We start from the raw sequence: 3,216 nt of genomic DNA on the forward strand, positions 1-3,216 counted from the left end.
TAATAGATGTACCACATTACGTATTACGCTTTTTAATAACATACTACCAGCATAGTAGAAAGCTTTCCGGTTCTTGGACTTATCGGCTATTTTTGGTGAAGTAGAAGGAAAACAGAGCACCCAGCAGCCCTGAGAGCCGGGTGGTTCAATTCTTATCTATAATTAAAGTTCGGTTCTATTAGACTAGAACACTGATGATCAAATATTACTTCACTAAACAGAATTTGACCAACTTATAGAAATAAGTCAAAATTCAGTGATTTTTTATGCATCCCGCTGATAGGTTTATTAGCTGTTAGGTGCCTCTATATAAGCCGAAGTATCCAAAACTTAGAGAATTACCATCAGTTTATAGAAGGAAAAAATGACAAAAAAATATTATTCCGTATCTCCAGTTTCGTTTGTTCTGCTTTCAATATTTACATTGGGTATTTATGAAATATATTGGGCGTACAAAAATTGGGTCTATATAAAAGAGCGAGACCAGTCTTCAATTTGGCCATTTTGGAGGGCAATATTTGCACCAATTTGGTATTACTCACTATTAAGTGATTTGGCAAAACACAGTTCTACTGCATCCACGAAGAGTGCAATTACTAGATTATTTCTGGCTGTTTCATACTTCATAACCAGTGCGCTATGGAAATTGGATGACCCTTACTGGTTGCTATCTTTTTTATCATTTTTCCCCCTACTGCCAGCAGTACTCTCTATACCTATGTCAAAGGACCCTAAAGTAAACAAAAGCCATCTTATGTTTTGGGGGATGCCAGCTTTCCTTCTTGGTTTGCCTATATTCATATTTTCAGTCTTGTCGTCCATAAATTATTTCCCGAGCACTTCTATTATTTCTGGGAATAAAATGTGGGATAAAGATATCGAGTTTCTTAGAAAGGAAAAATTACTCAAAAATGATGAGGAAATAATATATTTTTACTCAGCAGGACTTCTATCTATTGCAGAAGATGGTCAATTTATATCTAATTGCTGTATAGTTTCCTATTCGCAAAATACAGAAGATAGTACACTGTCAGGCTATTATGCATACTATGAGAATATTAAGGACATTTCAGTTACCTGGTCTTCTTCCCCAGTCGATGACACTGTAGTAACCATTTATGAAAATGATGGATCAGAGTTTGAAGCATGGCTATCCAGTGAGAATAAAGGCGATAAAATCTTTGTTGAAGAGCTAAAAAAGCGATGGAAAGCCAGTAAGAACAGTGATCAGACCTAAGACGAGCACTCTCAGCCCCACAACACCCTATATGCATCCTCAATAGGGTGTGTTCAATAGTTAAAAAATGGTCATATTCGTGCTAACTAGAGAAGGCTTTGAAGAAGTGAAACCTATTATCCTCACTGGCAAATATCCAGTATGGATCAATGGGGGTATTCTCACTGAGTCGGAGCTTAATATCATTCGTAAACAAGACATTAATTTATCAAATTTCATAGAGTTCATTTCTCTTGAAGACAATGCAGCTATTGACGAAGCACTTGATACTATCTCAGAACACCATCCTGGAGAGCGAGTTTGGTTAGAGTACAAGCTTTGAATTTAACTCTCTCATCTGAAAACGATCAAACTACAACCAAACTGTCATATATTTCCTAGCAACTGCCACTAATTGGTATTATCGGCTGGATTTGAAATAGCGACAGGTGAAGTGGGAGGAAAACAGAGTACTCAGCAGATCTGAGAGCCGGTTAGTTGAATTTGATACACAACAGAAGGGTTAGACCTATCAGGTAGATTCAGTCAAAATACGGCAGCAATAGTGCGTCAGAGTGACGTTTATTAGAAGTTAAGTGTTCATTGAAGGAATCAGTATGGCTTGGATTTATCTCATATTTGCAGGTTTATTCGAAATAGGCTGGCCTGTAGGTCTAAAAATGGCGCAAGAAGATAACACCCGAATCACTGGGATACTTGTGGCAATTGCTTTTATGAGTGTTAGTGGTTTTCTTTTATGGTTGGCTCAGAAGCAAATTCCCCTAGGGACATCTTATGCTGTATGGACGGGAATTGGCGCTGCAGGTACGTTTCTTGTCGGTGTCATTTTTTATGGTGACCCAACCAGTTTGGCTCGATACCTTGGCATAGTATTAATCATTGCCGGTGTTGCCACATTAAAGCTGGCGCACTGATAACTGATGTAAAGCGCACACTTAATCAGGTAAGAGCTGGAGTTTAGCCAGCTCTTAGAACACCGCCCAGCTAAGCTGCCTATCTAACTACAACCAAACTGTCATATACTTCCTGGCAACAACCGATAAGTGGTGGTTATCGGCTGTTTTTGAAAAGGCTTTAAATGAAATGGGTTGGGAAGGGAACACTTAGTTGCCCTGAGAACCTGGTGGTTACATTTTATACACGACAGAAGAGATAGACCAATAAAGTAGATTTAGTAAAATACTGGGAAAGTAAGATGATTTAGCCGTTTTCATTAATAGTTATTTAAAGGACGTTACAACAATGAATTGTACCGAATGTGGAGAAAAGACTACTAAACAAGCAAAATTTTGCTCTGAATGTGGACACAGCTTGAGAGACAGTGGAAATGTAAATATTAACTCTGGAGATAACTCAGTTAACTTTGGTCAACAAAATCAAGTTACAGGCAATACGATTCATATAAACACAAATGAAGATTCCACTGACAAAGCGTATATAGAAAGGACAAAAATTAAGCCTCTATCTATTGGAGGAACGCAGCTAAAGGATTCGTGGCTCGTCATAACTGGCTTTTTGAGCTTCTTTGGTAGTATCGCAAGCATTCTTGGGTTTATAAGCACTGGATACCAATTTCTCTTTATCTTAACTATGGGAATTGGGATGATATTTATTGTTCTAGGTTTAGTGTTACTGAAAACTAAACACTTCAGCTTTCCTCCATTTTTCAATCTTGAGTCTGGATCAAAAGGTGAAATATACATTACTAAAGTTGAAGGCAGCTGCCCAAAATGTACAGGAACACTTAAACTTAGGTCTATTGGCTCAAAAAACAATAAAGCTACAGTGATCAGATGCACAAGAAATCCTGATCACCTCTGGGGCTTTGACCCAACAGTGCTTCCAGACTTATAAGACAGAAAAATTTTTTTAGACTTAAAAATGAATGCTTACTTTCATTATAAATATACCCATAACGAATCATTTTTAGGTGTAACTGAGTACCTAATCTGCAAACTCAGCTAATCCATTACCCATGA

Annotated in this window: 4 protein-coding genes; all 4 read left to right on the plus strand. The window is 37.6% G+C overall.

Annotated elements, in window-relative coordinates; translation table 11 throughout:
* Nucleotides 1-364 precede the first annotated feature (364 nt).
* A complete protein-coding gene (locus ORQ98_RS29160) occupies nucleotides 365-1,237 on the plus strand; it encodes a DUF4234 domain-containing protein (RefSeq protein ID WP_274692340.1) in 873 nt (290 codons plus the stop codon).
* 79 nt (nucleotides 1,238-1,316) lie between these two features.
* Complete coding sequence (locus ORQ98_RS29165; protein ID WP_274692341.1) at nucleotides 1,317-1,559, plus strand: hypothetical protein; 243 nt, start codon at nucleotides 1,317-1,319, stop codon at nucleotides 1,557-1,559.
* A gap of 274 nt (nucleotides 1,560-1,833) precedes the next feature.
* Entirely contained in the window at nucleotides 1,834-2,151 is a 318-nt protein-coding gene (locus tag ORQ98_RS29170) for a DMT family transporter (RefSeq protein ID WP_274692342.1), read from the plus strand.
* A gap of 328 nt (nucleotides 2,152-2,479) precedes the next feature.
* On the plus strand, nucleotides 2,480-3,091 hold the full coding sequence (locus ORQ98_RS29175) for a hypothetical protein (protein ID WP_274692343.1): 612 nt from the start codon (nucleotides 2,480-2,482) through the stop codon (nucleotides 3,089-3,091).
* The last annotated feature ends 125 nt before the right edge of the window (nucleotides 3,092-3,216 follow it).

The organism is Spartinivicinus poritis, assembly GCF_028858535.1.
Classification (GTDB): Bacteria; Pseudomonadota; Gammaproteobacteria; order Pseudomonadales; family Zooshikellaceae; genus Spartinivicinus; species Spartinivicinus poritis.

Coding starts and splice junctions, on each gene's coding strand:
- ORQ98_RS29175 (WP_274692343.1), top strand. CDS start 2,480: ATGAATTGTACCGAATGTGGAGAAAAGACTACTAAACAAGCAAAATTT.
- ORQ98_RS29170 (WP_274692342.1), top strand. CDS start 1,834: ATGGCTTGGATTTATCTCATATTTGCAGGTTTATTCGAAATAGGCTGG.
- ORQ98_RS29160 (WP_274692340.1), top strand. CDS start 365: ATGACAAAAAAATATTATTCCGTATCTCCAGTTTCGTTTGTTCTGCTT.